Annotated in this window: 22 protein-coding genes; 8 read left to right on the forward strand and 14 right to left on the reverse strand. The window is 67.8% G+C overall.

All coding sequences use genetic code 11. The features are described 5' to 3' along the window. The 4 genes from A7D27_RS25155 to A7D27_RS25170 all read right to left on the reverse strand — a co-directional run. The coding region (locus tag A7D27_RS25155) for an outer membrane protein OmpK (protein ID WP_305884686.1) at nucleotides 1–435 on the reverse strand (435 nt) is incomplete at its 3' end. 1043 nt (nucleotides 436–1478) lie between these two features. Beyond that, the gene (locus A7D27_RS25160) at nucleotides 1479–2930 is read right to left on the reverse strand and encodes an AdeC/AdeK/OprM family multidrug efflux complex outer membrane factor (RefSeq protein WP_069566479.1); all 1452 of its coding nucleotides are present in this window, start codon (nucleotides 2928–2930) and stop codon (nucleotides 1479–1481) included. Then, on the reverse strand, nucleotides 2927–6061 hold the full coding sequence (locus tag A7D27_RS25165) for an efflux RND transporter permease subunit (RefSeq protein ID WP_069566480.1): 3135 nt from the start codon (nucleotides 6059–6061) through the stop codon (nucleotides 2927–2929). Before A7D27_RS25165 ends, A7D27_RS25160 begins: the two co-directional genes overlap by 4 nt. A 12-nt stretch (nucleotides 6062–6073) precedes the next feature. Next, entirely contained in the window at nucleotides 6074–7216 is a 1143-nt protein-coding gene (locus A7D27_RS25170) for an efflux RND transporter periplasmic adaptor subunit (protein ID WP_069566481.1), read from the reverse strand. A gap of 206 nt (nucleotides 7217–7422) precedes the next feature. Between A7D27_RS25170 and A7D27_RS25175 the strand changes: the two genes are divergently transcribed. Then, nucleotides 7423–8055, forward strand: coding sequence for a TetR family transcriptional regulator (locus A7D27_RS25175; RefSeq protein WP_069562876.1), 633 nt, complete (start codon nucleotides 7423–7425; stop codon nucleotides 8053–8055). 3 nt (nucleotides 8056–8058) lie between these two features. On the opposite strand, the gene A7D27_RS25180 is transcribed toward A7D27_RS25175, so the two are convergent. The 5 genes from A7D27_RS25180 to A7D27_RS25200 all read right to left on the reverse strand — a co-directional run bounded on the left by A7D27_RS25180 (nucleotide 8059) and on the right by A7D27_RS25200 (nucleotide 14516). Continuing rightward, nucleotides 8059–8946 carry a LysR family transcriptional regulator gene (locus A7D27_RS25180; RefSeq protein ID WP_069566482.1) on the reverse strand — a complete coding sequence of 296 codons (888 nt, stop codon included), beginning with the start codon at nucleotides 8944–8946 and terminating at the stop codon, nucleotides 8059–8061. A gap of 72 nt (nucleotides 8947–9018) precedes the next feature. Further along, nucleotides 9019–10788: a SulP family inorganic anion transporter gene (locus A7D27_RS25185; protein WP_069566483.1), complete on the reverse strand. Its 1770-nt coding sequence runs from the start codon at nucleotides 10786–10788 to the stop codon at nucleotides 9019–9021. Then, nucleotides 10785–12521 (reverse strand): bifunctional protein tyrosine phosphatase family protein/NAD(P)/FAD-dependent oxidoreductase, encoded by a 1737-nt coding sequence (locus A7D27_RS25190; protein WP_069566484.1) that lies wholly within the window; start codon nucleotides 12519–12521, stop codon nucleotides 10785–10787. The genes A7D27_RS25185 and A7D27_RS25190 overlap by 4 nt, the downstream gene beginning before the upstream one ends. Nucleotides 12522–12531: 10 nt before the next feature. Continuing rightward, nucleotides 12532–13395, reverse strand: a complete 864-nt coding sequence (locus tag A7D27_RS25195; protein ID WP_069562872.1) for an MBL fold metallo-hydrolase — start codon at nucleotides 13393–13395, stop codon at nucleotides 12532–12534. 119 nt (nucleotides 13396–13514) lie between these two features. Then, nucleotides 13515–14516 carry an AraC family transcriptional regulator gene (locus A7D27_RS25200; protein WP_069562871.1) on the reverse strand — a complete coding sequence of 334 codons (1002 nt, stop codon included), beginning with the start codon at nucleotides 14514–14516 and terminating at the stop codon, nucleotides 13515–13517. 216 nt (nucleotides 14517–14732) lie between these two features. On the opposite strand from A7D27_RS25200, the gene A7D27_RS25205 reads away from it, so the two are divergent. Then, the gene (locus A7D27_RS25205) at nucleotides 14733–15488 is read left to right on the forward strand and encodes an EAL domain-containing protein (RefSeq protein WP_069562870.1); all 756 of its coding nucleotides are present in this window, start codon (nucleotides 14733–14735) and stop codon (nucleotides 15486–15488) included. Nucleotides 15489–15643: 155 nt separating this feature from the next. Here the strand turns inward: A7D27_RS25205 and A7D27_RS25210 are convergent, their stop codons facing one another. The 5 genes from A7D27_RS25210 to cydP are packed head-to-tail and all read right to left on the reverse strand — an operon-like array spanning nucleotide 15644 to nucleotide 18986. After that, nucleotides 15644–15949 (reverse strand): cyd operon YbgE family protein, encoded by a 306-nt coding sequence (locus A7D27_RS25210; RefSeq protein ID WP_069562869.1) that lies wholly within the window; start codon nucleotides 15947–15949, stop codon nucleotides 15644–15646. Beyond that, nucleotides 15930–16040 carry a cytochrome bd-I oxidase subunit CydX gene (cydX, locus tag A7D27_RS25215; protein WP_069566485.1) on the reverse strand — a complete coding sequence of 37 codons (111 nt, stop codon included), beginning with the start codon at nucleotides 16038–16040 and terminating at the stop codon, nucleotides 15930–15932. Before cydX ends, A7D27_RS25210 begins: the two co-directional genes overlap by 20 nt. 12 nt (nucleotides 16041–16052) lie before the next feature. Next, nucleotides 16053–17195: a cytochrome d ubiquinol oxidase subunit II gene (cydB, locus tag A7D27_RS25220; protein ID WP_069566486.1), complete on the reverse strand. Its 1143-nt coding sequence runs from the start codon at nucleotides 17193–17195 to the stop codon at nucleotides 16053–16055. A gap of 10 nt (nucleotides 17196–17205) precedes the next feature. Further along, nucleotides 17206–18768, reverse strand: a complete 1563-nt coding sequence (locus A7D27_RS25225) for a cytochrome ubiquinol oxidase subunit I (RefSeq protein ID WP_069562867.1) — start codon at nucleotides 18766–18768, stop codon at nucleotides 17206–17208. Further along, a complete protein-coding gene (cydP, locus tag A7D27_RS25230) occupies nucleotides 18765–18986 on the reverse strand; it encodes a cytochrome oxidase putative small subunit CydP (RefSeq protein ID WP_139134187.1) in 222 nt (73 codons plus the stop codon). Before cydP ends, A7D27_RS25225 begins: the two co-directional genes overlap by 4 nt. 257 nt (nucleotides 18987–19243) lie before the next feature. Between cydP and A7D27_RS25235 the strand changes: the two genes are divergently transcribed. From A7D27_RS25235 to A7D27_RS25260, 6 genes are all read left to right on the forward strand, one after another. Beyond that, a complete protein-coding gene (locus tag A7D27_RS25235; protein WP_069566487.1) occupies nucleotides 19244–19540 on the forward strand; it encodes a YceK/YidQ family lipoprotein in 297 nt (98 codons plus the stop codon). A gap of 122 nt (nucleotides 19541–19662) precedes the next feature. Then, a complete protein-coding gene (locus A7D27_RS25240; RefSeq protein ID WP_069562865.1) occupies nucleotides 19663–20487 on the forward strand; it encodes a bifunctional 2-polyprenyl-6-hydroxyphenol methylase/3-demethylubiquinol 3-O-methyltransferase UbiG in 825 nt (274 codons plus the stop codon). A 160-nt stretch (nucleotides 20488–20647) separates the two neighbouring features. Next, nucleotides 20648–21082, forward strand: a complete 435-nt coding sequence (locus tag A7D27_RS25245) for a YeeE/YedE family protein (protein ID WP_069566488.1) — start codon at nucleotides 20648–20650, stop codon at nucleotides 21080–21082. A 1-nt stretch (nucleotide 21083) separates the two neighbouring features. After that, nucleotides 21084–21503 carry a YeeE/YedE family protein gene (locus A7D27_RS25250; RefSeq protein ID WP_069566489.1) on the forward strand — a complete coding sequence of 140 codons (420 nt, stop codon included), beginning with the start codon at nucleotides 21084–21086 and terminating at the stop codon, nucleotides 21501–21503. 12 nt (nucleotides 21504–21515) lie between these two features. Next, nucleotides 21516–21704 carry a DUF2892 domain-containing protein gene (locus tag A7D27_RS25255; protein ID WP_069566490.1) on the forward strand — a complete coding sequence of 63 codons (189 nt, stop codon included), beginning with the start codon at nucleotides 21516–21518 and terminating at the stop codon, nucleotides 21702–21704. Nucleotides 21705–21768: 64 nt separating this feature from the next. Beyond that, the gene (locus A7D27_RS25260) at nucleotides 21769–22323 is read left to right on the forward strand and encodes a DUF3365 domain-containing protein (protein WP_069566491.1); all 555 of its coding nucleotides are present in this window, start codon (nucleotides 21769–21771) and stop codon (nucleotides 22321–22323) included. Nucleotides 22324–22517: the final 194 nt, after the last annotated feature.

Below are 22517 nucleotides of genomic sequence, written 5' to 3' on the forward strand. Positions count from 1 at the left end.
TTGGAAGTAGTCGAAGCCGGGCAGGGCCAGGTCGAAGCCCGGGCCGAGCAGGTAGACCTGGTTGCGGTTCTCGCCACGCTCGTAGGTGGCAGCCAGCAGCACGTCGGTCACGGGGCCGAAGGCGATCTTCTGGTCGAACAGCTTGCCGAAGGACAGGCGCGGGGAAATCTCGCCGTAGTAGGTGTTGTTGCCGGCGTTGGCGTCAGCCTTGCCGTTGTAGTTGATCTGGTCGACGAAGAGGAAGAGGTCGCCCCAGGTCCAGCCGCTGGCGTGCTCGAAGGTGAAGGTCTGCTGGATCTCGGGGTTGACCTTGAAGTCCTTCCCATAGAGGTAGGTGACGCTGTTGTTCTGCCACAGCAGGGGGCCGTCGGCCAGGGCTTGGCCAGCGGCCAGCAAGCCGCCGGCGAGCGCGAGAGCGGGGAGGGTACGGTTCATTCGGGATGGGCTCCTGGTGCTGGTTTTATTGGCTTCCCTCTGCGTGGAAGCTGTCTGATTGGTCAGGCTTGCCTGCCAGAGCAAGAAAGGAGCCAGTTTTTCGCGACACCTTCCCCGGGCGCCGGATTATCGGGATAGGCCCCGATGTTTCAAGGGGTTATCGGTGATGGCGGGTGAATTTCCGACTTGTGGAGGGGCGGGGGCTGCACGGTTATGGGCGGCCGGAGCTGACCGATCGAACAGGCCTGCATCAGTTTGGGGCGACCCACCAAACCGCCCCGCCGCCGGTGGATAGCGCTCTTTTCATCCACCAACTCCCGGCACCCAGGCCTTGGGGATAACCCCTGGCTCGATGCTCACCGGATGGCGCCGAGGCACTCGTAAGATGGGCTGAGCTGTGCGAAGCCCATCATGGCGGGCCGGACGTGGATCGATGCGGTTCGCCGAGCTCACCGCATCCTACGGATTCCACCGATCCACCAACGGACTCCGGTATGGCGCCGCTGGTGGATAGCGCTCTTTTCATCCACCAACTCCCGGCACCCAGGCCTTGGGGATAACCCCTGGCTCGATGCTCACCGGATGGCGCCGAGGCACTCGTAGGATGGGCTGAGCTGTGCGAAGCCCATCATCGCGGGCTGGGCCTGGATTGATGCGGTTCGCCAAGCTCACCGCATCCTACGGATTCCACCGATCCACCAACGGAGTCCGGCATGGCACCGCTGGTGGATGGCGCTCTTTTCATCCACCAACTCCCGGCACCCAGGCCTTGGGGATAACCCCTGGCTCGATGCTCACCGGATGGCGCCGAGGCACTCGTAGGATGGGCTGAGCTGTGCGAAGCCCATCATCGCGGGCTGGGCCTGGATTGATGCGGTTCGCCAAGCTCACCGCATCCTACGGACGGTGCCTGGCGCGAAGGGGGAATGGCGCTTCCGGTGAACGGGAAGCGCGTTTTCCGTGTGTGTATAAAAAAGCCCCCGCCATGGGGCGGGGGCATCGCGTAGCAAGGGTGGCCGCTTCCATGGGCCGTTACACGCGAATCAGGATTTCGGTGCTGCGGGGGTGGCACTGGTGGTGCGCTCGTTCCAGCCGCCGCCGAGGGCCTTGTACAGGTTGACCTCGCTGGTGAGCTGGTTGAGGCGGGCGCTGATCAGCTGCTGGCGCGCGCTGAACAGTTGGCGCTGGGCGTCGAGCAGGGTCAGGTAGCTGTCCACGCCGGTGCGGTAGCGGCGTTCGGCCAGGCCATAGTACGCCTCGGAGGTGCGCACCAGGTTGCGTTGGGCGTCCAGTTCCTGCGCGTAGGTGGTGCGGGCGGCGAGGCCGTCGGCGACTTCCTGGAACGCGGTCTGGACGGCCTTCTCGTACTGCGCCACCTGGATGTTCTTCTGCACCTCGGCGTAGTCGAGGCTGGCCTTCAGCCGGCCGGCGTTGAAGATCGGCAGGCTGATCTGCGGCTGGAACAGCCAACTGCCGGAGCCGGCGTCGAACAGCCCGGACAGCTCGGCGCTGCGGCTGCCGGCGTTGGCGGTGAGGGTGATGCGCGGGAAGAACGCCGCCCGTGCTGCGCCGATGCTGGCGTTGGCGGCTTTCAACTGGTGCTCGGCCTGGAGCAGGTCGGGGCGGCGCTGGAGAATCTCCGAGGGCAGGCCGGCGGGCACTTCGGCCAACTGGTCATCACTCAGCACTTCGCCCTGGGGCAGGTCGTTGGGCAGCGGGCCGCCCACCAGCAGGGTGAGGGCGTTGCGGTCCTGGGCGACCTGGCGGGTGTACTGCGCCAGGGTCACCTGGGCGCTTTCCACGGCGGTGCGGGCCTGGCTGAGGGACAGCGCGTCGGCCACGCCGACGTCGAAGCTGCGCTGGGTCAGGGTGTAGCTTTCCTGGTAGGTCTTCAGGGTGTCGCGGGTGAGCCGCAACTGGGCCTGGTCGGCCTGCAGGGTGAGGTAGGCGTTGGCGACGCTGGCCAGCAGGCTGATCTGCGCGCTGCGCTGGGCTTCCTCGGTGGCCATGTACTGTTCGAGGGTCTGCTCGGTCAGGCTGCGCACGCGGCCGAAGAAGTCCAGTTCCCAGGCGCTGACGCCCAGGGTGGCGGCGTAGGAGCCACTGGTGGTGGCGCGGCCGCCGCCGGAGAGGTCCGCCGGCATGCGCTGGCGGGTGCCGCTGCCATCGGCGCTGACGCTGGGGAACAGGTCGGCGCGCTGGATGCGGTACTGGGCGCGGTAGGCCTCGACGTTGAGGGCCGCCACGCGCAGGTCGCGGTTGTTGGTCAGGGCGCTTTCCAGCAGGCGTTGCAGGGCCGGGTCCTGGAAGAACTCGCGCCAGCCGAGATCGGCGGCGGCGACCCGCGCCTGGGCGCCGCTGTCGCTGGCGGTGTACGCCTCGCCCTGGGGCCAGGCGGCTTCCACCGGGGCTTCGGGGCGCTGGTAGTCGGGGATCAGGGAGCAGCCGCCGAGCAGGACGCCGGCGACCGCGAGGGACAACAGGGACGGCCTCATTCGGCGGCCTCCTTGGTCAGTTCGTCTTTGCTGCGCTTGTCCTTGAACAGCGAGTAGACCAGTACGTAGAAGAGCGGTACCCAGAAGATCGCCAGGACGGTCGCGGTGAGCATGCCGCCGATCACGCCGGTGCCGATGGCGTGCTGACTGCCCGAGCCGGCACCGCTGGAGATGGCCATGGGTACCACACCGAGGATGAACGCCAGCGAGGTCATGATGATCGGGCGCAGGCGCATGCGGCAGGCTTCCACGGCGGCGTCGAACAGGCTCTTGCCCTGTTCGTGCAGCTCCTTGGCGAACTCCACGATGAGGATGGCGTTCTTCGCCGAGAGGCCGATGGTGGTGAGCAGGCCGACCTGGAAGAACACGTCGTTGGACAGGCCGCGCAGGCTGGTGAACAGCAGCGCACCGATCACCCCGAGCGGAACCACCAGCATCACCGAGAACGGGATCGACCAGCTCTCGTAGAGCGCCGCCAGGCAGAGGAACACCACCAGCAGCGAGAGGGCGTACAGCGCCGGGGCCTGGGAGCCGGACAGGCGCTCCTCGTAGGAGAGGCCGGTCCAGGAGTAGCCGACGCCGGCCGGCAGTTGCTTGGCGATGCGCTCGACTGCGGCCATGGCCTCACCGGAACTGTGGCCCGGGGCCGCCTCGCCGAGGATCTCCACCGCCGACACGCCGTTGTAGCGGGCCAGCTTGGGCGCGCCGTAGGTCCACTCGCCGCTGGCGAAGGCGCTGAACGGCACCATCTGGCCCTGGTCGTTGCGCACGTACCACTTGTTCAGGTCCTCGGGGTTCATCCGCGCGTTGGCTTCGCCTTGCAGGTAGACCTTCTTCACCCGGCCACGGTCGATGAAGTCGTTGACGTAGCTGGCACCCCAGGCGATGGACACGGTGTTGTTGATGTCAGAGAGGGAGACGCCGTGGGCACGGGCCTTCTCGTCGTCGATCAGCAACTGGTACTGCGGCTCGTCGCGCAGGCCGTTGGCGCGCACGCGGGTCAGCACCGGGTCCTTCGCGGCGAGGGCGAGGAACTGGTCGCGGGCGGCGTTGAGGGTTTCATGGCCGACGCCGGCGCGGTCCTGGAGGAAGAAGTTGAAGCCGGTGGCGTTGCCCAGCTCCATCACCGCCGGCGGTGCGAAGGCGAACACCATGGCGTCGCGGAAGCTGAAGAAGTGCATCTGTGCGCGGTTGGCCAGGGCGAACACGCTGTGCTCGGCGCCGGGGCGCTCGTTCCACGGCTTGAGCATGATGAAGGCCATGCCCGAGCTCTGGCCGCGACCGGCGAAGTTGAAGCCGGTGACGGTGAACACCGACTTGACCGTGTCCTTCTCCTGGGTCAGCAGGTACTCGCGCATCTGGTCGACCACCACCTGGGTGCGTTCGGCGCTGGCGCCGGACGGGGTCTGCACCTGGGCGAAGAGCACGCCCTGGTCTTCCTCGGGGAGGAAGGCGGTGGGGATGCGGGTGAACAGCCAGGCCATGACGCCGAGGATCACCACGTACATCAGCAGGTACGGCAGCTTGCGGGTGAGGATGCTGCGCACGCCGCGCTCGTAGCCGCGCACGCTGCGGTCGAAGGTGCGATTGAACCAGCCGAAGAAGCCGCGCTTCTCGTGGTGGCCGCCGTGCACCGGCTTGAGCAGGGTGGCGCACAGCGCCGGGGTGAACACCAGGGCCACCAGCACCGACAGGGCCATGGCCGAGACGATGGTGATGGAGAACTGCCGGTAGATCACGCCGGTGGAGCCGCCGAAGAAGGCCATCGGCAGGAACACCGCCGAGAGCACCAGGGCGATGCCCACCAGGGCGCCCTGGATCTGGCCCATGGACTTGCGGGTGGCTTCCAGTGGTGAGAGGCCTTCCTCGGCCATGACCCGCTCGACGTTCTCCACCACGACGATGGCGTCGTCCACCAGCAGGCCGATGGCCAGGACCATGGCGAACATGGTCAGGGTGTTGATGGTGAAGCCGAACGCGGCGAGCACGCCGAAGGTGCCCAGCAGCACCACCGGCACCGCGAGGGTGGGGATGATGGTGGCGCGGAAGTTCTGCAGGAACAGGAACATCACCAGGAACACCAGGACGATGGCTTCGCCCAGGGTGTGGATCACGCCTTCGATGGAGGCGCTGACCACCGGGGTGGTGTCGTAGGGGAACACCACCTTCATGCCCGGCGGGAAGAACGGCTCCAGCTCGGCGATGGTCTGGCGGATGGCCTTGGCGGTGTCCAGCGCGTTGGCGCCGGTGGCCAGCTTGATGGCCAGGCCGGAAGCGGCGTTGCCGTTGTACTGGGCGCTGATGCTGTAGTTCTCGCCGCCCAGTTCCACGGTGGCGACGTCACGCAGGCGCACCTGGGAGCCGTCACGGTTGACCTTGAGGAGGATCTCGCGGAACTGCTCGGGGGTCTGCAGGCGGGTCTTGCCGATGATGGTGGCGTTGAGCTGCTGGCCGGGAGACGCGGGCAGGCCGCCGAGCTGGCCGGAGGAGATCTGCACGTTCTGCGCCTGGATGGCGGTCTTCACGTCCACCGGGGTCAGTTGGTAGTTGTTCAGCTTGGCCGGGTCGAGCCAGATGCGCATGGCGTACTGGGCGCCGAACACCTGGAAGTCGCCCACGCCCTTGGTCCGCGAGATCGGGTCCTGGATGTTGGAGACGATGTAGTTGGCCAGGTCGTTCTTGTCCATGGAGCCGTCTTCGGAGACGACGCCGATCACCAGCAGGAAGTTCTTCACCGCCTTGGTGACGCGGATGCCCTGTTGCTGGACCTCCTGGGGCAGCAGCGGGGTGGCCAGTTGCAGCTTGTTCTGCACCTGCACCTGGGCGATGTCGGGGTTGGTGCCCTGCTCGAAGGTGGCGGTGATGCTCATGCTGCCGTCGGAGTTGCTCTCCGAGGAGATGTAGCGCAGGCCGTCGATGCCGTTGAGCTGCTGCTCGATGACCTGCACCACGGTGTCCTGCACCGTCTGCGCCGAAGCGCCGGGGTAGCTGACCTGGATCGCCACGGCGGGCGCGGCGATGCTCGGGTACTGGTTGATCGGCAGCTTGAGGATGGACAGGCCGCCGGCCAGCATGATCACCAGCGCGATCACCCAGGCGAAGATCGGCCGGTCGATGAAGAATTTCGACATGGATCGGGCTCCTTATGAGCGCTTGGCCGGCTCGGCTTCGGCGGGCTTGGCCTGGGCCACGTTGGTCGCCGGGGCGGTCTTGACCTCGATACCGGGCTGGACGAACTGCAGGCCTTCGGTGATCAGGCGATCACCCGGGTTGAGGCCCTTGGTCACCAGCCAGCGGTCACCCACGGTGCGGTCGGCTTCCAGTTGGCGCATCTCCACCTTGTTCTCGGCGTTCACCACCATGGCCATGGCCTGGCCCTTGAGGTCGCGGGTCACGCCCTGCTGGGGCGCGAGGATGGCCTGCTGGTTGACGCCGGAGCTGAGCTGGGCGTGCACGAACATGCCCGGCAGCAGGGTGTGCTCGGGGTTGGGGAACATGGCGCGCAGGGTCACCGAGCCGGTGCCTTCGTCCACCGACACCTCGGAGAACTCCAGGGTGCCTTCGTGCTCGTAGGTGCTGCCGTCTTCCAGGGTCAGGCGCACCTTGGCGGCGTTGTCGCCGGCCTTCTGCAACTGGCCGCTCTCCAGATCACGGCGCAGGCGCAGCAGTTCCTTGGTGGACTGGGTGACGTCGACGTAGATCGGGTCGAGCTGCTGGATGGTGGCCATGGCGGTGGTCTGGCCGTTGCTGACGAGGGCGCCTTCGGTCACGGCGGAACGGCCGATGCGGCCGCTGATGGGCGCCAGCACCTTGGTGTAGCGCAGGTCGATGCGGGCCTTCTCCAGCGCCGCTTCGGCGGTCAACTGGGCGGCGCGGGCCTCGTCGTAGGACTGGCGGCTGACAGCCTGGTCGCTCACCAGCGCCTTGTAGCGGTCGGCCAGGGAACGGGCGGAGGCGAGGGTCGCCTCGGCGCTCTTCAGCGACGCCTGATAGACGGCTGGGTCGATCTGATACAGCTGCTGGCCGGCCTTCACCTCGGTGCCTTCCTGGAACAGGCGCCTCTGGATGATGCCGTTCACCTGCGGTCGCACCTCGGCGATGCGGAAGGCGCTGGTGCGGCCGGGCAGTTCGGTGGTCAGTGTGTAGGGCTCGGCCTGCAAGGTGACGACCCCGACCTGGGGCGCCTGCTGAGGCGGCGGGGCCGAGGCCTCCTGGCACCCGACGAGCGTGAGCGTAGCCAGAGCGACGGCGGAAACCATGGCGGCGAAGGCTGGCTTCTTCTGCATCTGTGTAAGACCTCGTTGTGAGAATTCGCGTGCCCGAGCGGGCGAAACCCTCACGGGGAGTGAGGGTAGATTCTTTAGGCTGCTAACGAATATATTTACATGCGTGAACGTTTGTAAATGATTCTTCCTGTATCTCTGTCAGAGAATGTGTCGATAGAGATGTGGGATTTCGCCGATTCGTCCCTTTATGTGAAGCACCTGTAGGCATGGCCAGACGAACCAAGGAAGAAGCCGAGGAGACCCGCATCCAGATCCTGGATGCCGCCGAGCGCGTTTTTTATGGCAAGGGTGTCTCCCGCGCCTCGCTGGCGGAGATCGCCTCGGACGCGGGCGTGTCGCGGGGCGCCATCTATTGGCATTTCGAGAACAAGGTGGACCTGTTCCAGGCCCTCTGCGAGCGCCTGCGCAGCCCCCTGGAGGAGCTGGCCCGCGCCAGCGAGAGCGAGCGCGAGAGCGACCCACTCGGGCGCATGCGGCAACTGCTGGTGCGCCTGCTGCTGCGCCTGGTGGATGACCCGCAAAGTCGGCGCATCAGCGAAATCCTCCAGCACAAGTGCGAATACACCGATGACCTGGGTGACCTGCGGCGCCGGATGCAGGACTTCGCCAGCGAATGTGACCAGCGCATCGCCCGCACCCTGTCCAATGCCGTCGGCAAGGGCCAGTTGCCGGCCGACCTCGACTGCCCGCGCGCCGCCGTGGCGGTGCATGCCTACATCGACGGGCTGCAGGCCAACTGGCTGCTGGTGCCGGAAGGTCTCGACCTCAAGGCCCAGGCAGAAGCCATGGTGGATGCCCTGCTGGACATGCTCCGTTTCAGCCCCGCCCTGCGCCGCTGAGCCTCAGCCGGCCAGGCGCGCCTGGAGAAAGTCGAGGAAGCACTGGATGCGCAGCGCCAGTTGGGTGTTGCGGTAGTACACCGCGTGGATCGGCTGGCGATAGTCGCTCATGGCCTCGCCCAGCAGCTTCACCAGCCGGCCTTCGGCCAGGTCCCGATCGCTCATGAAGCTCGCCAGACAGGCGATGCCCTCGCCAGCCAGGGCCAGTTGGCGCAGCGTTTCGCCGCTGGAGGCGCTGAGGTCTGGGGTGATCCGCCACTGTTCGCCCCCTGTGTGCCGCAACGGCCACAGGTTCAGGCTCTCCGGCTGGGTGAAGCCCAGCAGGCTGTGCCCGGCCAGGTCCTCCACCCGTTCCGGTCGGCCATGGCGGGCCAGGTAGTCGGGACTGGCCAGCAGGTGCAGATGGCTGGCCCCCAGCGGGCGGGCGTGGAGGCTGGAGTCCCCCAGTGGGCCGATGCGGATGGCCACGTCGGTGCGCTGCTCCAGCAGGTCGATGATCTGGTCGTTGGTGTTCAGCTCCAGTTGGATGTCCGGGTACAACGCGCGGAAGGCGCCGACGTGGGGCACCACCGCGTGCAGCATGAACGGCGAGGCGGCGTTGACCCGCAGGCGCCCGGCGGGGCGCTGGCGGCGCAGGGCCAGGCGCTCTTCGAGGCTGTCCATGCGCTGCAGGATGTCCCGCGCCTGGTCGAGGAAGAAGCGCCCTTCCTCGGTCAGTTCCATGCGTCGTGTCGTGCGGTTGAGCAGGGTGGTGGCGAGCTTGTCTTCCAGCCGCGCGAGGCTGCGGCTGATGGCCGAGGGCGTCAGGTGCAACTGTTCGGCAGCGGCACTGATGGAGCCGCAGTCGACGACTGCGACGAAGTGCATGAGCTCATCGGAAGTGGCTTTCATGGCAGCTCATTCGTGAACGGGGCGCAAATGCCGGGCAAGCATAGCGCCCCTGTGGGCACGAATGAGCGGTCGTCAGGACGTGCGCCGGGGCAGGTGTGCCACGCACGGGTGGTTCGGTGCCGGCTCCTGCAGGCTCTCCGGCGCCAGGGCTTTCAGCGCCTGGTACTGGCTGAGGAACACCTGCCCGCCGAAGGTGCTCAGGAAGGTGCTGCGACCGAGCTGGTCCATCACCGGGCCCTTCACCTCGGACAGGTGCAGTTGCACGTCGCTGGCCCGCAGGCGTTCGACGATGGCAACCAGAGAGTCCAGCGCGCTGGCATCGATCAGGTTCACCCCCGAACACATCAGCACCAGGTGGCGCACCTGGGGCCGCTGGGCGATCAGCTCGACGATGCGCTCTTCCAGGTAGCGGGCATTGGGGAAGTACAGGCTCTCGTCCACCCGCAGGGACAGCACCGTCGGGCTCTCGTTGACCGCATGGCGCTCGACGTTGCGGAAGTGCTCGCTGCCCGGCACCTGGCCCACCACCGCCATGTGCGGCCGGCTGGTGCGCCAGAGGAACAGCAGCAGCGACAGGCCCACGCCCAGCAGGATGCCGCTCTCCACCCCCATCAGCAGCACGCCGGCCATGGTGGCCAGTTGCGCGGCGCCGTCCTGCCAGGCGTAGCGCCAGGTGCGCAGCAGCGAGCCCAGGTCCACCAGGCTGAGCACCGCGACGATGATGGTGGCGGCCAGCACCGCCTGGGGCAGTTCGTGCAGCAGCGGCGTCAGCAGCAGGGTGCCGAGGGCGATGCCGCCGGCGGTCATCACCCCGGCCAGGGGCGTCTGCGCGCCGGCGTCATGGTTCACCACCGAGCGGGCGAAGCCGCCGGTGACCGGGAAGCCACCGCTGAACGCGGCCGCCACGTTGGCGGCACCGAGGCCGAGCAGTTCGTTGTCCGGGCCGATGCGCTGGCGCCGGGTGGCGGCCAGGGTCTGCGCTACCGACACCGATTCGACGAAGCCCACCAGGCTGATCAGCAGGGCCGAGGGCAGCAGCTTGGCCGCCAGCGCCGGGTCCAGGCTGGGCAGGGTGAAGCCGGGCAACCCCGAGGGAATGTCCCCCACCACCTTCACCCCGTGGGCGCCGAGCCCCAGCAGGCTGACGGCGAGGATCGCCACCACGATGGCCAGGGCCGGCGCCGCCCGTGCCAGGGCGCTGGCCAGGCCGGCGGGCAGGCCGAGGCGGAGCAGGGTGGCCTTGGCCCGGCTGCGCGCCCACCACAGCCAGAGCAGGCTGAGCCCGCCGATCAGCAGCGTGGTGGGGTTCAGCGAGGGCAGGTGCTGCACCAGCGAGGGCAGCAGCTCCGGCAGGGTGTCGCCGCCGGCCTGTACACCGAGCAGGTGCTTGAGCTGGCCGCAGGCGATCAGCAACCCTGAGGCGCTGATGAAGCCGGAGATCACCGGGTGGCTGAGGAAGTTGGCGAGAAACCCCAGGCGCAGCACCGCCATGCCCGCCAGCAGCAGGCCGCTGAGCAGCGCCAGCAGCAGGGCGGCGCTGGCGTACTCGGCACCGCCGGCGGGGAACAGCGGCTGCAGGGTGCTGGCGGTCATCAGCGACACCACCGCCACCGGCCCCACCGCCAGGGTGCGGCTGGAGCCGAACAGCGCATAGGCCAGCAACGGCAGGATGCTGGCATAGAGCCCGGTGATGGGCGGCAGCCCGGCGAGCATGGCGTAGGCCAGGCTCTGGGGCACCAGCATCAGGGTCACGATCACTGCGGCGAGGGCGTCCTGGCCGGCGGCGGCGCGGTCGTAGCCACGCAGCCAGTCGGTGCAGGGCAGCCAGTGCTTGAGGCTCACTTCTGCTCCCGTTCGAAGTTGCAGGCGGCCGGGGCCTCCACCGCCAGGGGTTCGTGGGGCAGGTGTTTGGGCTCGGCCAGCCACTCGCGGCCCCGCAGCATCATGTCGAAGTAGATGCCGGGCATGGCCCGCACCTTCAGGTCCCAGGCCAGGCGGCGCGGCACCCGCGGGTCGAGCGGGAAGGTGGGCAGCAGCTTGCCGCCATAGCCGAACTCGGCCAGCACCACCTTGCCGCGTTCCACGGTCAGCGGGCAGGCACCGTAGCCGTCGTAGAGCGCCCGTGGCCCACGGCCGGCCAGTACCGCCAGGAGATTCTCCGCCACCACCGGGGCCTGCTTGCGCACAGCGGCGGCAGTCTTGGCGTTGGGCGCGGCGCAGACGTCACCGAGGCTGAAGATGTTGCCGAAGCGAGGGTGGCGCAGGGTCTCGTGGTCGGCCTCGACCCAGCCCTCGGCGTTGGCCAGCACGCTGTCGCGGATGAAGCGCGGGGCTTTCTGCGGCGGCACCACGTGGAGCAGGTCGAAGGTCTTCTCCAGCTCATGGACCTGGCCGTCCTTGTCGGTCTGGCGGAACCAGGCGCGTCGGGCCGGGCCGTCCACCTTCACCAGTTGCGTGGTCAACTGCAGGTTCACGCCGTAGCGCTCGATGTAGCTCATCAGCGTCGGCACGAAGTCGGCCACGCCGAACAGCGCGGCACCGGCGCTGCAGAACTCGGGCTGGATGGCGCCCAGCCGGCCCTCGCGCTGCCACCAGTCGCAGGACAGATAGAGCGCCTTCTGCGGCGCGCCAGCGCACTTGATCGGCATCGGCGGCTGGGTGAACAGGGCGCGCCCTTTGCGCAGCTCCTGCACCAGACGCCAGGTGTAGGGCGCCAGCTCGAAGCGGTAGTTGGAAGTGACGCCGTTGCGGCCGAGGGTTTCCTCCAGGCCGTCGATGGCGCCCCAGTCCAGGCTCAGCCCGGGGCATACCACCAGGGCCCGGTAGGCGAGGCGGGTGCCGTCTTCCAGCACCACGCACTGCTGGTCCGGCTCGAAGGCGGCCACGGCGGCATGCACCCACTGCGCCTGGGGCGGGATGCACTGGGCCATGGGGCGCTCGGTGCGCGCGCGGTCGAACACGCCGGCGCCCACCAGGGTCCAGCCGGGCTGGTAGTGGTGCTGGTCACGGGGCTCCACCACGGCGATGTGCAGGCCGGGCTCACGCTTGAGCAGGCTGGCGGTCACGGCGCAGCCGGCGGCACCGCCGCCCACCACCACCACGTCGTAGCGTTGGCCGGGGCTGGCGTGGCTGGGCTCGGCGCGCGGTGCGTCCTGCCAGCGCTGTTCCAGTCGCGGGGTCAGGCCGCTGAGGTCGTAGCCGGCCTCGCGGGCGGTGGCCAGCAGGGCCTGTGGGTCGAGGTGATGCGCCTCGCTGAGGGCCCACAGGCTGCAGGAGCGGGTGCCGGTCCGGCAGTAGGCCAGAACCGGGCCACGCACCTGGGCGAGCAGGGCGTTGAAGGCTTCGACGTCGGCCTCGCGGATCTGCCCCGACACCACCGGCAGGTGATGGTAGTCCAGGCCGTTGGCCTGGGCGGCGGCCTGCATTTCGGCGGAGCTGGGCTGCTGCTCGCCCTCGTTGTCCGGCCGGTTGTTGATCACGCAGCGGTAGCCCGCGGCGGCCAGGGTGCCCATGTCCGTCGGCTGCAGTTGGGTGGAGACGGCGATGAAGGGGGTGAGGCGCTTGATGCTGTCCATGGTCGGTCCCTCAGAGTGCGTTCAAGGGAATCTTCAGGTAGCGGGTACCGTTGTCCTCGGCCGGCGGCAACTGCCCGGCGCGCATGTTGACCTGCACCGAGGGCAGGATCAGGGCAGGCATGCCGAGGGTGGCGTCGCGGGCCTGGCGCATGGCGACGAAGTCGTCTTCGCTGATGCCTTCGTGTACGTGCACGTTGTGGGCACGTTCCTCGCCTACGCTGGTCTGGTAGAGGAAGTGCTCGCGCCCCGGCGCCTTGTAGTCGTGGCACATGAACAGGCGGGTGGCGTCCGGCAGGGTGAACAGCCGGCGGATGGAGCGGTACAGGGTACGGGCGTTGCCACCGGGGAAGTCGCAGCGGGCGGTGCCGTAGTCGGGCATGAACAGGGTGTCGCCGACGAATGCGGCATCGCCGATCAGGTAGGTCATGCAGGCCGGGGTGTGGCCGGGGGTGTGCAGTGCCTGAGCCTCGATGCCGCCAACGCTGAAACGGTCGCCGTCCTTGAGCAGGTGGTCGAACTGGCTGCCGTCGGTGGCGAAACCGCTCTCGGCGTTGAACAGCGTGCCGAAGGTCCGCTGCACCACGGTGATGTGCTCACCGATGGCCAGCCTGCCGCCCAGTTGGCGCTGGATGTAGGGCGCGGCGGACAGGTGGTCGGCGTGGACGTGGGTCTCCAGGATCCACTCCAGGGTCAGCCCCTGTTCGCGCACGTAGGCGATCAGGCGGTCGGCGCTGGCGGTGGAGGTGCGACCGGCGGCGGGGTCGTAGTCGAGCACCGAGTCGACCACGGCGCAGCGCCGGGACGTTGGGTCGCTCACCACGTAGCTGTAGGTGAAGGTGGCGGGATCGAAGAAGGGTTCAACGTGGGCATTCATGGTTCAGCTCTCCTTAAATACCCCTTGGGGTATTTTTATGACGCTGAGCATAGCTGCCATCCGGTTATATATTTATATTTTTTTGATATATGCGGCGGCGCGCTGAAACCTTCGGGTATTCAGCCGAGGTCGGCGCGATAGCGGTTGGGCGACATGCCGAACCAGCGCAGGCAGGCCTTGTGGAAGCTGCTCGGGTCGTTGAAGCCGAGGGTGGTGGCGATGTACTTGATGCTCCGCGTGGAGCGCCGCAGGTAATCGTGGGCCAGGCGCAGGCGGCAATCGTCGGCGATCACCTTGAAGTGGGTGCCTTCGCGGTCCAGCGCGTTCTGCAGGCTGCGCGGGCTGATGCCCAGGCGCTCGGCGATGTCCGGCAGGGTAGGGCGCGCCTGGGCGGCCATCAGCTCCATCAGCAGGCGACGAACCCGGGCCGCCACCGAACCCTTGAGGATCTCGTGGGCCATGTGCTGGGCGCGCTCGGCGTGCAGCGCGTCCAGCGCCTCGTCGGCGGTGGGCAACGGCAGCTCGGCGATGGACGGGCAGAACACCAGGGCGTTGGTGCGCGCAGAGAACACCAGGTCCGGGCCGAACAGGCGTGCCAGGCGGGCGGTGTTCTCCGGCTCGGGGTAGGCGAACTCCACGCGGAGCGGCATCGGCCGGTGATAGGGCTCCAGCCAGTGGATCAAGGCCAGGACCAGCGCTGCGCCGGCGTCGAGGAAGGCTCTGGGGGCGCCCTGCTGGCCCAGCTCGCGCCCCTGCAACACCAGGTTGCCGGCGCTGTCCCGATCGAGGAACAGTTGCGAGCCGCTGCTGATCAGCGGGTGGTACTCCACCATCCGTTCCAGTGCGTCGCCCAGGGTCGGGGCGGACATGATGCTGTAGGTGAACGGGCTCCACACCGAGGGGTGAGCGTAGTGGTAGGCCAGCAGGCCCAGGTCGGGGTTGCCGGTCTGCCGCAACGCCTCGTCGAACAGGCCGTAGATCACTGCCGTCCGGATCGGCGCGCCGCTGGCCAGCGCGGCCTCGATCTCCTGCGCGGGGATCGCCAGGCTGTCCGGGTCGACTCCTGACTTGACCAGGGCCTTCCACAGGACCTTCGAACAGGCGGCGGTGATCGCGTACATGAATCTATCCAGGACGGGTCATCAAGTTCTTGGAAGTGGGGTCGCCCTGTACTTCAGGACAAGGAAAAGGTGTCCCCGGACACTTACCGCGCATTTCTTCGCAATAGGATAATTTCCGTGAAAAACTTCACAAAGTCCTATATGCGTGCAGGCACTCGCACGTGCCGGTTCTTTGTGGATTTAAAACATTCATCGAGGTCGTCCTTGTGTGCGTGCATGTCCCAATCCAGTGATCTTGCCTGCGAGTTCTACGATGCATTGAACGATGGGAAGTTGGGCCTGGCCTTTCAACCTGTGGTTCATTCCCGGAACCCCCATCGTGTTCTCTATTACGAAGGCCTGTTGCGCAGCCTGGCCGAGCCGTTTCCCTGCAACCCCATCGCCTTGCTGGAGCGCCTGGGGCGCATCCGCCTGCTGGACGCTTCGGTGGTGTCCAACGTCGTGCGCCTGCTGGATCGCAGCCCGGCGTTGACCCTCGGCTGCAACATCTCGGCCCTGAGCGCGGCCCTCGACCCCGGCTGGGAGGCGCTGACCAGCCTGTTCCAGGACCGTCCGGAACTCGCCGGGCGGCTGGTCATCGAGATCACCGAGAGCGCCCGTTTCGGCAGCCACGCCGATGCCCTGGCGTTCTTCCGTCACTTCACCCACCTGGGCTGCAAGGTGGCGGTAGACGACCTCGGTGCCGGCTGCTTCACCCTGGATTTCGTTGCCGAAGCGCGCCCCGGCATCATCAAGATCGACCGCAGCTACCTGGTGGAAGCGCGGGAGGGCGGTGCGGCACTCAGGCGTCTGGAACAGGTCGTCGAAACCTGCCGGGACATATCCCCGGTGGTGGTTCTCGAAGGCATCGAAACCCTGGCCGACCATCAACTTGCCTGCGCGGTAAATGCCGAGTGGCTGCAAGGCTTCTTGTTCGGAATGCCGCGTGTCGATCACCCGGATATACCAGGCAACGGTTCGTTGAAGTTCTGATGGGCATGCACGGGAGTTGTGCAGCTTAACCGTCTGATGAATGCACTGGCGTGGCGGTGATAACACTTTCGAACAGGGACGAAGTGCAATTGGAAGTTGACCAGTTCGACAACTTCACAACTGCAGATACCCCCCCCCGCCTTGCGCGGGAGCGTTCAGAAACCCTGCGCCCGGGCCAGTAGCGCATAGCCCAGCAGCAGCAACGGCCAGGCGCACCAGGGGCTGAACAGCAGACGCCAGGGCAGGGCACGCGGAACGAAGCCCACGCCGTGGACGAAGCCGCCGCTGATGCCGAGCATGGTCAGCATCAGCAGCCCGTGGGAGTAAGTGCCTGCGTCATCGACGAAGGCGCCGGGGTGGATCAGCAACAGCAGCGCCAGCGGCGTCGCCAGCAGCAGCGAGAGCGCACGCCCCAGCGGGGCGGCGCTCAGGGCGCGGGGCTCAGTCACTGGCGTCCTCATCCAGGTTCTGCGTGGTTTCCAGCCACAGCGCATTGATGATCCCTAAGCTGCAGGCCAGCAGCACACCGAGTATCCAGGCGAAGTACCACATGGTCGGGCTCCTTCAATAGAGGCGATGGGTGTTTTCGTCGATGTGCGCGGTGGTCACCCGGCCCCACATCTTCGCGTAGCTCCAGAGGGTGTAGATCAGGATCAGCGGCACGAAGAGGCAGGCCACCACGAACATGATCCCCAGGGTCTTGTGGCTGGACACCGCATCCCACACCGTCAGGCTCGACATCGGGTCCAGCGAGGACGGCATGACGAAGGGGAACAGCGCGAAGCCGGCGGTGCACAGGGTGCCGACGATGGCCAGGCTCGACCCGAGGAAGGCCAGGCCGCCGCGCCGCGCCGAGGCGCCGGCCAGGGCCAGCAGCGCGCCGAGCACGCCGAGCACCGGCGCGAGCATGGTCCACGGGTAGGCCGCGTAGTTGCCCAGCCAGCCGGGGTTGCCGGCGGCCACCTGCTTGGCCAGCGGGCTCAACGCCTTGCCGGTCTCCAGCGGGGCGGCGATCACCTGCCCGCCGATGCCGCCCAGCCACAGCCAGGCCCCCGCAGCGAGGAAGGCCGCCAGGTACACCAGCGCCGCCACCTGCGCCGCGCGCCGGCTGCGGACCGCGACATCGCCCTCGGTGCGCATCATCAGCCAGGTGGCCCCGTGCAGCATCAGCATCGACAGGCTGGTCACCCCGGCCACCAGGCCGAAGGGGTTGAGCAGTTGCCAGAAGCTGCCGTGGTAGCTCACCCGCAGGTCCGCGTCGAACTGGAAGGGCACGCCCAGCAGCAGGTTGCCGAAGGCCACCCCGAACACCAGCGAAGGCACCAGCGCCCCGGCGAACAGCCCCCAGTCCCAGGTCTGCCGCCAGCGGGTGTTGGCCAGCTTGCTGCGGTAGTCGAAGCCCACCGGGCGCACGAACAGGGCGAACAGCACCAGCAGCATCGCCCAGTAGAAACCCGAGAAGGCGGCGGCGTAGACCAGCGGCCAGGCGGCGAACAGCGCACCGCCGGCGGTGATCAGCCAGACCTGGTTACCGTCCCAGTGCGGCGCGATGGTGTTGATCACCACCCGGCGCTCAGTGTCGGTGCGGCCGACGATCGGCAGCAGCGCCGCCGCCCCCAGGTCGAAGCCATCCGTCAGGGCGAAGCCGATCAGCAGCACGCCCACCAGGACCCACCAGATCAGCTTGAGGCTTTCGTAATCCAGCATGACGGTCTCCTCAGGCAGCGGCCGGTTGTTGCTCGAAGTGGTAGCGCCCGGTGTGCAGGCTGGAGGGCCCGAGCCGCGCGAAGCGGATCATCAGGTACATCTCCACCACCAGCAGCAGGCTGTAGAAGGCGATCAGCGCGGTCAGCGAGCCCCACACATCGCCGGCACTCAGGCTCGACGCCGACAGGTGCGTCGGCAGCACCTCGCCGATGGACCACGGCTGGCGGCCGTGCTCGGCCACGTACCAGCCGGTCTGCGCGGCGATCCATGGCAGCGGCAGGCTCCACAGCGCCCACTTCAGCAGCCAGGGCTTGCGCTCCTCGTTCTTGCGCGCCGAGGCCCAGAAGGCACAGGCGAACAGCGCCAGCATGAGGAAGCCGGCAGCCACCATGATGCGGAAGCTGAAGAACAGCGAAAGCACATCGGGGATGGTGTCCAGGCTGGCCTGGCGCACCTGCTCGTCGGTCGCGTCCACCACCTTGTCGGTGTACTTCTTCAGCAGCAGGCCGTAGCCCAGGTCCAGCTTCACCGCGTTGAAGGCCGCCAGGGTGGCCTCGCTGCGGTCACCGCCGCGCAGTTGCTCCAGCAGCGCGTAAGCCTTCATGCCATTGCGGATGCGTGCTTCGTGCTGCACCAGCAGGTCCTTGATGCCGGTGACCTCCTTGTCCAGCGAACGGGTGGCGATCAGCCCCAGCGCATAGGGAATCCGGATGGCGTAGTCGGTGCGCATGGCCTCCTGGTCGGGAATGCCGAACAGGGTGAAGCCTGCCGGTGCCGGGTGGGTATCCCACTCGGCCTCGATGGCCGCCAGCTTGGTCTTCTGCACGTCGCCGATCTCGTAGCCGGACTCGTCGCCCAGCACGATCACCGAGAGGATCGACGCCAGGCCGAAGGCCGAGGCGATGGCGAAGGAGCGGCGGGCGAAGCCCAGGTCGCGCTTCTTCAGCAGGTACCAGCTGGAGATCGCCAGCACGAAGATCGCACCGGTCACGTAGCCGGCCGCCACGGTGTGGACGAACTTGACCTGGGCCACCGGGTTGAACAGCAGGGCGCCGAAGTCGGTCAGCTCCATGCGCATGGTCTCGAAGTTGAACTCCGCGCCCACCGGGTTCTGCATCCAGCCGTTGGCGATCAGGATCCACAGCGCCGAGAGGTTCGAGCCCAGCGCCACCAGCCAGGTCACGGTCAGGTGCTGCACGCGGGTGAGGCGGTCCCAGCCGAAGAAGAACAGGCCGATGAAGGTGGATTCGAGGAAGAACGCCATCAGGCCCTCGATGGCCAGCGGCGCCCCGAAGATGTCCCCCACGTAGTGGCTGTAGTAGGCCCAGTTGGTACCGAACTGGAACTCCATGGTCAGCCCGGTGGTGACGCCGAGGGCGAAGTTGATGCCGAACAGCTTGCCCCAGAACTGCGTCATGTCCTTGTACACCTGCTTGCCGGTCATCACGTACACCGACTCCATGATCGCCAGCAGGAACGACAGGCCGAGCGTCAGGGGCACGAACAGGAAGTGGTACATCGCAGTCAGGGCGAACTGCAGGCGCGATAGATCGACGACTGCTTCCGTGATCATCTCGGGCTCTCCTCAGTGGATGGGTGGGGGGATGCGGAAGGGGGCGTGGGCGCATCGAGCAGGCGGGCCGCCGTACGTGATGCGCCGTCACGGGGGACCGTGGGGGCGTCGAACCAGAGCGTCTTGATGCCCCAGAGCAGCAGGAGCTTGATCAGCAGGATGCAGGTGATTTCCCTGACCAGGGTGCGCGAGGACATGAGCGTACGACGTGTGTGCATGCCAGATACCCCTTGGGGTATGAATGGTCCCTATTCTTGATCCTGGCCATCTCCCTGCACAAGGTGTGGGTAATGCGGCTGGGTGTCGCAGTGCAAGCTTAGCCAGTTCTCGCGCATGTCAAGGTTGGCGAGGGCTGCAGCCGAGGTCGGGATGATCGCCGGCACGCCTGGCGTGTCGAGATGTCGCAGCCGTTCACGGACCGCAGAGGCGCCGATGGGGTAGGCTGCGCCCCCCTCCATCCCTGGCGTGACGGACCATGCGAACCCTCATCACCGCACTCACCTGCCTGGCCCTGAGCGGCTGCGGCACCTTGCTCGGCCGCGCCGACGACCACACCCCGAGCGGGCTGATCGGCCACGACTACTACAAGGGCGTGAAGGCCGACGTCATGCTGCTCAGCTTCGACCTGTACCCCGGCTACGGGGCCTATGCCTCGCTGTTTTGCTGGCTCAGCGTGGTCTGCCCGGTGGCCACCGTCGTCTCCATTCCGGTGGACGCCGCCGTGGATACCGTGCTGCTGCCCTGGGACGCCTACTCGGCCTCGCACTTATAGCCTTACAGCGCGCACGTCATCGACTGCAGCTTAATCCGACAGTACCCGCCGTCGCCGGTATATGGACGGAGGCGCCCCCGAGGCGCAGCATCGACAGCCTTCACGGAAGACAGGAAGACCCCATGAACGGATACCTGGACCTCAATCGCGCCAACTGGGATGACCGCGCCCCCCTGCACGCCGCCTCGGCGGACTACCAGGTGGAGCGCTTCGTCAGAGACCCCGGCCACCTCTCCGACGTGGTGCGCTTCGACCAGCCGCGCCTCGGCGACATCGTCGGCCTGCGCGGCGTGCACCTGCAGTGCCATATCGGCACCGACACCCTTTCCCTGGCGCGCCTCGGCGCCCGCATGACCGGCCTCGACTTCTCCCCCATGTCCCTCGAACAGGCCCGCGAACTGGCACGGCGCTGCGATGCCCCGCTGGAGTTCGTCGAGGCCGAGGTCTGCTCCGCCGACAGCGTGCTGCCGCGCGCCAGCTTCGACTTCGTCTACACCGGCATCGGCGCCCTCTGCTGGCTGCCCAGCATCCGCGACTGGGCGCGTACCGTTGCGGCCTTGCTCAAGCCTGGCGGCTGGCTGTTCATCCGCGACGGGCACCCCATGTTGTGGACCGTGAACGAGGAGCGTACCGACGGCCTGGTGATCGAATACCCCTACTTCGAACGCCCCGAACCGATGATCTGGGACGATGCCAGCAGCTACGTCGAAACCGACCGCCCCCTCACCGCCACCCGCACCCACGAGTGGAACCACGGCCTCGGCGAGATCATCACCGCACTGTTGGAGAACGGCATGACCCTCACCGGGCTGGAAGAACACCGCAGCCTGCCCTGGGAGGCCCTGCCAGGGCGGATGCACCGCGTCAGCGGCGGCGAATGGCGCCTCAGCGAAGCCCCCGACCGCCTGCCCCTCAGCTACACCCTCCAGGCCGTCAAGCGCGGCTGAGCCTGCCTCGGGAGCCCTCCGGGGCTCCGCCTTTCTCCTTGACCGTTCATCCGCTGCGGCGAAATGGCCGCTTGCCGGCACGTTTGCGCTGTAGCTAAATACCCCTATGGGTATATTGGCGAGCGAGAACGCTGCGCCTGATGGTCAACGAGGAGACCCCATGCACATCGACTGGATGGCCTTCACCCCCGGCTCCGCCTTGGCCGGTGGCGTGCTGATCGGCCTGGCGGCGGGCGCCTTCGCCGCCTTCAACGGGCGCATCGCCGGCATCAGCGGCCTGCTGGGCGCGCTGCTGCAAACGGGCAGCGAGGGGCGGGGCGAGAAGGCCCTGTTCCTCCTCGGCCTGCTGCTCGCCCCCTTGCTCTGGGGCCTGCTGGGCCAGTGGCCGCAACCGCAATTCCACACCGGCGTCCTCGGCCTGGTGGCGGCCGGCCTGCTGGTGGGGGTGGGCACGCGCTATGGCGCCGGCTGCACCAGTGGCCACGGCGTCTGCGGCCTGTCGCGGCTGTCGCCGCGCTCCCTGGTGGCAGTGGCCTGCTTCATGGCCAGCGGCTTTGCCAGCGTCTTCGTCATCCGCCATGTGCTGGGGGCCTGAGATGAACCGCCTCAGCGCATTCCTCGCCGGCCTGGTGTTCGGCCTCGGCCTGCTGCTGGCCGGCATGGCCGACCCGGCCAAGGTACTCGGCTTCCTCGACCTGGCCGGCGCCTGGGACCCGTCCCTGGCCCTGGTGATGGCCGGTGCCATCGGCGCCGCCCTGCTGCCCATGGCCTGGGCCCGGCGGCAGGACCGCTCGCTGCTGGGCGAGCCCATGCGCCTGCCCGAGCGCCGCGACCTCGACCGCCGCCTGATCGGCGGCAGCCTGCTGTTCGGCATCGGCTGGGGCATCGCCGGCATCTGCCCCGGCCCGGCAGTGGCGCTGCTGCTGACCGGCCACTGGCAGGTGCTGTTGTTCGTTGCCGCCATGCTCGCCGGCATGGCGCTGTTCACCGCGCTGGATCGCCCGCGCGGCCACTGAAGGAGACCCGCCATGACCCCCAACATTGGAACCCTCGACCGCACCCTGCGCCTCGTCGCTGGCCTGTTGCTGATCGCCCTCGCGGTGTTCGGCGTGATCGGCGCCTGGGGGTATATCGGCATCGTCCCGCTGCTCACCGGGCTGTTCCGTTTCTGCCCGGCCTACCCGCTGCTGGGCATCAACACCTGCACGCGCCGCTGAGCGGCCTCGCCTCTTCACCACCGCCGCGAAGGATCGCTGCTGCGACGCGGCCAAGGAGTTCGTCATGCGTTACCCCCTGTTCGCCGCCTGCCTGGGGCTGTGCGCCAGCGCCCAGGCCGAGAGCCTCGACGCCCGCATTGCCGAAGGTGCCGCGCTGATCCCGGCGTTCCAGAAGCACCTGCTGGAGACCGTCCAGGGCGCCATGCGCCAGGGCGGCCCGGCCCAGGCCGTGACGGCCTGTCAGACCCTCGCCCCCGGCATCGCCGAGGCCCACGGGCAGGACGGCTGGCGCGTCGGCCGCACCGCCCTCAAGGTGCGCAACCCGGCCAACGTCCCGGACGCCTGGGAGCGCCAGGTACTGGAGGACTTCGCCCGCCGCGCCCAGGCCGGTGAATCCCTGGCCGGCATGCAGCGCGCCGAGGTGGTCGATGGTGAAGTGCGGGTGATGAAGCCCATCGCCACCGGCGCGCCCTGCCTCGCCTGCCACGGCACCCAGGTCGAGCCGAAGCTGGCCCGCCTGATCCGCGAGCGCTACCCCGACGACCAGGCCACCGGCTTCCGTGAAGGCGAGCTGCGTGGCGCCTTCACCCTGCGCCGCCCCGTCGCCGACGAAGGTTGACCCGCCCGCTCTGTGCCCCGCCCCGATGGGCTTCGCACAGCGCAGCCCATCCCACGGCCGCTCCGTGCCCCCGTAGGATGCGGTGAGCTCGGCGAACCGCATCGCCCCACGCCGCCCCCGCCCCGATGGGCTTCGCACGGCTCAGCCCATCCCACGCCGCTCCGCGCCCCACCCGTCGGATGCGGTGAGCTACG

This window comes from Pseudomonas sp. 1D4 (genome assembly GCF_001728925.1).
Lineage (GTDB): Bacteria > Pseudomonadota > Gammaproteobacteria > Pseudomonadales > Pseudomonadaceae > Metapseudomonas > Metapseudomonas otitidis.

Coding starts and splice junctions, on each gene's coding strand:
- A7D27_RS25255 (WP_069566490.1), top strand. CDS start 21,516: ATGACCCCCAACATTGGAACCCTCGACCGCACCCTGCGCCTCGTCGCT.
- A7D27_RS25200 (WP_069562871.1), bottom strand. CDS start 14,516: ATGTACGCGATCACCGCCGCCTGTTCGAAGGTCCTGTGGAAGGCCCTG.
- cydX (WP_069566485.1), bottom strand. CDS start 16,040: ATGTGGTACTTCGCCTGGATACTCGGTGTGCTGCTGGCCTGCAGCTTA.
- A7D27_RS25160 (WP_069566479.1), bottom strand. CDS start 2,930: ATGAGGCCGTCCCTGTTGTCCCTCGCGGTCGCCGGCGTCCTGCTCGGC.
- A7D27_RS25170 (WP_069566481.1), bottom strand. CDS start 7,216: ATGCAGAAGAAGCCAGCCTTCGCCGCCATGGTTTCCGCCGTCGCTCTG.
- A7D27_RS25195 (WP_069562872.1), bottom strand. CDS start 13,395: ATGAATGCCCACGTTGAACCCTTCTTCGATCCCGCCACCTTCACCTAC.
- A7D27_RS25205 (WP_069562870.1), top strand. CDS start 14,733: ATGTCCCAATCCAGTGATCTTGCCTGCGAGTTCTACGATGCATTGAAC.
- A7D27_RS25165 (WP_069566480.1), bottom strand. CDS start 6,061: ATGTCGAAATTCTTCATCGACCGGCCGATCTTCGCCTGGGTGATCGCG.
- A7D27_RS25210 (WP_069562869.1), bottom strand. CDS start 15,949: ATGAGGACGCCAGTGACTGAGCCCCGCGCCCTGAGCGCCGCCCCGCTG.
- A7D27_RS25235 (WP_069566487.1), top strand. CDS start 19,244: ATGCGAACCCTCATCACCGCACTCACCTGCCTGGCCCTGAGCGGCTGC.
- A7D27_RS25245 (WP_069566488.1), top strand. CDS start 20,648: ATGCACATCGACTGGATGGCCTTCACCCCCGGCTCCGCCTTGGCCGGT.
- cydP (WP_139134187.1), bottom strand. CDS start 18,986: ATGCACACACGTCGTACGCTCATGTCCTCGCGCACCCTGGTCAGGGAA.
- A7D27_RS25260 (WP_069566491.1), top strand. CDS start 21,769: ATGCGTTACCCCCTGTTCGCCGCCTGCCTGGGGCTGTGCGCCAGCGCC.
- cydB (WP_069566486.1), bottom strand. CDS start 17,195: ATGCTGGATTACGAAAGCCTCAAGCTGATCTGGTGGGTCCTGGTGGGC.
- A7D27_RS25240 (WP_069562865.1), top strand. CDS start 19,663: ATGAACGGATACCTGGACCTCAATCGCGCCAACTGGGATGACCGCGCC.
- A7D27_RS25190 (WP_069566484.1), bottom strand. CDS start 12,521: ATGGACAGCATCAAGCGCCTCACCCCCTTCATCGCCGTCTCCACCCAA.
- A7D27_RS25250 (WP_069566489.1), top strand. CDS start 21,084: ATGAACCGCCTCAGCGCATTCCTCGCCGGCCTGGTGTTCGGCCTCGGC.
- A7D27_RS25180 (WP_069566482.1), bottom strand. CDS start 8,946: ATGAAAGCCACTTCCGATGAGCTCATGCACTTCGTCGCAGTCGTCGAC.
- A7D27_RS25175 (WP_069562876.1), top strand. CDS start 7,423: ATGGCCAGACGAACCAAGGAAGAAGCCGAGGAGACCCGCATCCAGATC.
- A7D27_RS25225 (WP_069562867.1), bottom strand. CDS start 18,768: ATGATCACGGAAGCAGTCGTCGATCTATCGCGCCTGCAGTTCGCCCTG.